Below are 1,993 nucleotides of genomic sequence, written 5' to 3'. Positions count from 1 at the left end.
TGTTCGAACAGGGTTCGCCATTCTTGGTTAGTGCGTCGTTTGGCCATTTCAAATCTCCTTTGGGTTGGAGGTTTGATCTTATTATTCGGGCTAGACGATTAGAATGCGGGGTTTATGATGCGCTTACGTTTTTTGTGGTTACGGTGTTATGCGGAAGCTTGGTAGTAGCGTTGGCTGCCCCTTAACGCGGCGTTAAGTTTATAGGAGTTTATCGATTGGTAAGTAAGACTAATTTTACCGTGATTTATATTGCCACTATTGTGTTAATTTCATTTGGAATTCTAGTCGGAATAAACATTCCTTATAGTGGTGATGTCAAATGGACTGATATCTTAAGTTCTTTTGCAAACGTATTTATGGCCTGGATTGCTTATATGGCCTTGAATACATGGAAGTCTCAACTTAAGTTATCCAAGCGTATAGAACAGCTAGAGAAGTTAAGAATGCAACTTGACGATATAGTATTGTCTTTTCAAAATAAACTGCTGACAAAGTATCACGATGAGAAAGAATATTCCGAAGAAAATTTGATTGCTCTATTTCAAGGGTACAGATTAAATTATGAAAACTACCAGACATCCTTTGGTAATACGTTGCCAGAAACATTATCAATGAAAGATATTAACTCTAGCTTTAAGAAGTTTGAGCAGGATATGCATAGTGCTTTTTTAAACCAAAAAAAAGTGTTCCCCCGCTTTTTTAATGGAATTATTGCAGATATTCATAAGCATAGGCTTAAGTTACATGATTCGCTTAAAGCCGAAATGGGATTATTGTGGAAATAAACTTAACAAACGCTTCAAGAGGGACAGCCAACGCGCGGCATTTTTACCATGCGTTGGTTTTGGTGATTACGGTGTTATGCTGAAAGTTAGTAGTAAAGTTGGCTGCCCCTTAAGCGGGCGTTATGTGTAATCGAGAGTTCAGGGAAAGAATGAAAGTACTTATAGCAGGAGCCAATGGATATATTGGTAGCCACGTGACTAAGATGTTTGTCGAAAATGGTTTTGAAGTTTCGACCTACAGCAGGACTAGCGGTGTCTTACTTCCTGCTCGGAAACTTACTAAAATGCCATTAGATCTCTCTGGTTACTTTGACATCGTTATAAATTGTGCTCGCCCACATTGGTCAGAATTTTCGCCGGAGGAAATCGCTGATATAGAGTCCAAGCTGCTAATGCAGTTGGATAGACTCGCAGCTAAAGGAGCGACAAAAATCCACACATCGGGCGTTTGGCTATTTGGTAATGCTTCTCGTAATGATCTCAAAGAATTTCGGCTTAAGCCTCTAGAAATGGTAAAACCGGACACAGTTACGATTGATTGCGCTATCACCAATAAGTGGCATGTCGTTTACTGCCCTAGTTTGGTTTATGGTGGTGAAAACTGTCAGCTAAAGAGAATTGTAGATTCTTTATCAAACCAAACTCTCCAAGTAGCGATACCCTCTAAAGGTTATAACCAATATATCCATGTTAATGACATCGCTAGATTCTATTTAGCATTGGTTCAAGGTAAACATCCGGCGATACAACACTTTATTGCTGAGACTGAGGGGTATAGTCCTGAAGCCTTTTCTCAGTTGCTACTAGACTTTCAAATCGTAAAGCAGGTTCACAAGAGCAGTTGGAGTGACTTTGAGAAATACCATGGTTATTCGGCAGTGGAAATTGAAAAGCTAAATCTTAACCTTCCAATTAGTCCTTTGTTTGAACCGACAAAGTCCTTAAGGGAGTACATAGAAAATTACACATAACAAACGCTTCAAGAGGGACAGCCAACGCGTGGCATTTTTACTATGCGTTGGTTTTTGTGGTTACGGTGCTATGCGGAAAGTGAGTAGTAGCGTTGGCTGCCCCTTAAGCGGGCGTTATGCTTAATCACCAACAATCAGTGGTTTATGGTCTTTCTTTGTTCCCTTGGCTTGTGAGTTTTGTGTTTCTCGGCAAGTTGGCTTCAGTGGGCGCTGTTTTCCGGACAATGATTCTTTGGC

General features: G+C 40.2%; 2 protein-coding genes. Both read left to right on the top strand.

The window, feature by feature from the left end; translation table 11 throughout:
• Positions 1-215 precede the first annotated feature (215 nt).
• Positions 216-785 (top strand): hypothetical protein, encoded by a 570-nt coding sequence (locus UF06_RS17860; RefSeq protein WP_045571653.1) that lies wholly within the window; start codon positions 216-218, stop codon positions 783-785.
• A 149-nt stretch (positions 786-934) separates the two neighbouring features.
• Entirely contained in the window at positions 935-1,756 is an 822-nt protein-coding gene (locus UF06_RS17855; RefSeq protein WP_045571652.1) for an NAD(P)-dependent oxidoreductase, read from the top strand.
• Positions 1,757-1,993 lie beyond the last annotated feature (237 nt).

It is taken from the genome of Vibrio sp. S234-5, from assembly GCF_000960595.1.
GTDB lineage: Bacteria > Pseudomonadota > Gammaproteobacteria > Enterobacterales > Vibrionaceae > Vibrio.
The sequence above is the reverse complement of the archived record's forward strand: the minus strand, read 5'-3'. Positions and strand labels throughout refer to the sequence as shown.

Excerpts from the sequence above, each read along its gene's own strand:
- UF06_RS17855 (WP_045571652.1), top strand. The coding sequence starts at position 935 with ATGAAAGTACTTATAGCAGGAGCCAATGGATATATTGGTAGCCACGTG.